Annotated in this window: 3 protein-coding genes; all 3 read left to right on the top strand. The window is 71.1% G+C overall.

Going from position 1 to position 2,721, the window contains the following annotated elements:
• The coding region (locus tag AC27IQ_RS22110; protein WP_487090810.1) for an acyl-CoA dehydrogenase C-terminal domain-containing protein at positions 1–370 on the top strand (370 nt) is incomplete at its 5' end.
• 106 nt (positions 371–476) lie between these two features.
• Complete coding sequence (locus AC27IQ_RS22105) at positions 477–1,433, top strand: NAD(P)H-dependent flavin oxidoreductase (RefSeq protein ID WP_487090809.1); 957 nt, start codon at positions 477–479, stop codon at positions 1,431–1,433.
• Positions 1,434–1,593: 160 nt separating this feature from the next.
• A partial coding sequence (locus AC27IQ_RS22100; RefSeq protein WP_487090808.1) for an acyltransferase family protein occupies positions 1,594–2,721 on the top strand: 1,128 nt, incomplete at its 3' end.

Genomic DNA, 2,721 nt, shown 5'->3' with positions numbered 1-2,721 from the left:
CGAGCTCGACGCCAGCGGCACGCCCGCTGCCCGCGCCGTGGCCCGGCGCCTGTCCCAGGCCCGCGCGGCGTTCCTGGAGGTGGTGGATTTCATCGCCGCCAGCGCCAAGGCCCAGCCCAACGCCGCCTATGCGGGCAGCGTGCCGTACCTGATGCTGGCCGGCAACCTGGTGGCGGGCTGGCAGATGGGCCGCGCGCTGCTGGCCGCGCAGCGGCTGTTGCCGGAGGGACAGGACGAAGCCTTCCTGCGCGCCAAGATCGCCACCGCGCAGTTCTACGCGGACCACATCCTGGTCAAGGCCGGCGGCCTGCGCGATGCCATCGTGGAAGGTGCCGACAGCGTGACCGCGCTGGCGCCCGAGGCGTTCTGACACTGCTTTGGCTGCCTTGATTGCTATTGAATCGATAGCTGAATGCCCTAGAGCAATATGCGCTGGGGCCGTTTTTCGTCATTAATACCAACCCCGGAGACCGTCCATGTCCCAGTTGCCACCGGCGCTTCAGAAACTCTCGCTGCCCGTCATCGGTTCGCCGCTGTTCATCATCAGCAACCCCCAGCTGGTGATCGCGCAGTGCAAGGCGGGCATCGTGGGCTCGATGCCCGCGCTCAACGCCCGCCCGGCCGAGCAGCTGGACGACTGGCTGGCCGAGATCACCGAGGCGCTGGCGGCGCATGACAAGGCGCACCCCGACCGGCCGTCGGCCCCGTTCGCCATCAACCAGATCGTGCACAAGAGCAACGACCGCCTGGAGCACGACATGCAGGTCTGCGCCAAGTACAAGGTGCCCATCGTCATCACCAGCCTGGGCGCGCGCGAGGACGTGAACCAGGCCGTGCACGGCTGGGGCGGCATCGTGCTGCACGACATCATCAACAACAAGTTCGCGCACAAGGCGATCGAGAAGGGCGCCGACGGCCTCATCGCCGTGGCCGCGGGCGCGGGCGGGCATGCGGGGGTCAAGAGCCCCTTCGCGCTGATCCAGGAGATCCGCCAGTGGTTCGACGGCCCCGTGGCGCTGTCCGGCGCGATCGCCTCGGGCGGCGCCGTGCTGGCCGCGCAGGCCATGGGGGCCGACTTCGCCTACATCGGCTCGGCCTTCATCGCCACGCACGAAGCGCGGGCGCAGGAGGCCTACAAGCAGGCCATCGTGGACGGCAACTCCGACGACATCGTCTACAGCAACCTGTTCACGGGCGTGCACGGCAACTACCTGGCGCCCTCGGTGCGCGCGGCCGGGCTCGACCCCGACCACCTGCCCGAGTCCGACCCAAGCAAGATGAACTTCGGCGGCGATGCCAAGAAGGCCTGGAAGGACATCTGGGGCTGCGGCCAGGGCATCGGCGCGATCACCGAGGTGACCGGCGCGGCCGACCTCGTGGCCCGCCTGCGCCGCGAATACCAGGCCGCGCGGGGCCGCCTGGTCGTCCTCTGAGCCGCGCCGCCGGGCCGGCTGCCCCGGCCCGGGACGCTATACTTTTCGACCCCCGCGCTCCCGGCGCTGCCGCATGGCAGTGCCGGGATCGCTTTTTTGCGGGCCCGCGGGCAATTTGCCGCGCGGCCCGTTCCATGGTTCGTCCCTCGCCGGTTTCCGCATGTCCTCCGCCTCCCGCAGTTCCCTGATCGACACGGTCAAGGGCCTGGCCTGCGCGACCATCGTCGCGCACCACCTGGTTTTCTACGGCCCCATGTCCGATGTGGCCCTGCCGCTGATGCCGCAGGTGATGGCGTGGCTGTCCCAGCATGGGCGGATGGCCGTGCAGGTGTTTCTGGTCCTCGGCGGCTACCTGGCCGCGGCCAGCCTGGCGCCCACCGGCGCGGCGCGCTTCGACAGCGCCTCCGAGCAGATCGGACGGCGGTTCGTGCGGCTGGCCGTGCCCTACGCCGTGGCCCTGGTGCTGGCGGTGCTGGCCTCCGCCGCGGTGCGGCCCTTCCTGGACCACCCCTCGGTGCCGGGCGAGCCCAGCCCCACCCAGCTGGTGGCCAACGCGCTGATGATCCAGGACATCGTGGGCGAGGAGGCGCTGTCCGCCGGGGTCTGGTACGTGGGCATCGACTTCCAGCTCTTCGCGCTGGCGGCGCTGCTGTTCTCGGCCGTGCGCCGCTGGCCAGGGGTGAGCCGGCCGCAGGCGGAGCGCCTGGGCAAGGCGCTGGTGCTGGCCGGCACGGCGCTGTCCCTGCTGTGGCTCAACCGCGAGCCGGGCCTGGACATGTGGGCCTGCTATTTCTTCGGCTCGTATGGCCTGGGCATGCTGGCGTGCTGGACCGTGCGCGCGCCCCGTGCGCGGGCGGGGCTGCTGGCCATCGCCGCGCTGGGGGTGGTGGCGTTGGCGGTGGAGTTCCGCGAACGCATCGCGGTGGCCTGGGTGGCCGCGCTGGTGCTGGTGCTGTGGCTGCGCTGGGGGCAGCCCTGGCTGTCGGCGCGCTGGCCTGCCGGGGCACCCAGTGCCGTGCCCCATCCCCTGGAGCGGCTGGGGCGCATGTCGTATTCGGTGTTCCTCGTGCACTTTCCCGTGTGCCTGCTGGTGAATGCCGTGTTCCAGCAGGCCTGGCCGGACTCCGCCGCGATGAACCTGCTGGGCATGGCCACCGCGTTCGGCCTGTCGCTGGCCGCGGGGCGCCTGCTGTACTGGCGGGTGGAGCGCCACGTGCCGTCGTGGACGGTGGCGCTGCGCTGGCAGGCCGGGCTCGTGGGCACCGGCGTGGTGGTGGCGTTCGCGGCC

Source organism: Acidovorax sp. KPB24-07, assembly GCF_057543315.1.
This window is presented reverse-complemented; position numbering and strand designations above follow the sequence as displayed.